1 protein-coding gene is annotated in these 667 nt (G+C 43.3%); it reads right to left on the bottom strand.

The window, feature by feature from the left end:
• Positions 1-172: 172 nt before the first annotated feature.
• Positions 173-580: a four helix bundle protein gene (locus tag ACVA58_RS27765; protein ID WP_446513480.1), complete on the bottom strand. Its 408-nt coding sequence runs from the start codon at positions 578-580 to the stop codon at positions 173-175.
• Between the last annotated feature and the right edge of the window lie 87 nt (positions 581-667).

The raw sequence follows: 667 nt of genomic DNA, 5'->3' as shown, positions 1-667 counted from the left end.
GAATCGATGAAGGTTTGGTTGAAGATGTTGATAATGTCAGTGTTTTTGTGGGGCATAGGGTAAGAGCGGGTCCTGGGTCCTGGGTCCTGGGTCCTGGGTCCTGGGTCCTGGGTCCTGGGTCCTGAAGTATAATTACGAATACAGCGATATTATCAAGAACAATCTGTTTTTTCTAATCTTGATATTTCCCGGCGATAGCAAACTCAGAGACATCATAAATTCCGTGAGATTCTTTTACCTGTCCACTTCGAAATTTGATTAAACTAGCTATTTTGCGGCTAACAAGGTTAGCTCTTACTACCAATTCATCGGCTTCACTTTTACCGATATAACCAAACTCCTTAGCCAACAGTAACTGTGTAACTAACTCACCACATGAGCCTTTAGCGTAATATAAGAAACGGACAGATTCCTTACGTGTTTCTCGTTCTTCGCCTTCTGCGATATTCGAAGGAACAGATACAGAAGATCGACTGATTTGATCTTTGAAACCAAAATCCTTACATGAAACAAATAATCGATGAACCGTCACCGCTATCTGAAAGCTTTCTTGCCAAATTTGAAGCTTTTGGTATTCCATTTCCCCTCCATGGGTACTGGGTACTGGGTACTGGGTACTGGGTACTGGGTACTGGGTACTGGGTACTGGGTACTGGGTACTGGGTAC

The organism is Photobacterium sp. DNB22_13_2 (genome assembly GCF_052873915.1).
This window is presented reverse-complemented; position numbering and strand designations above follow the sequence as displayed.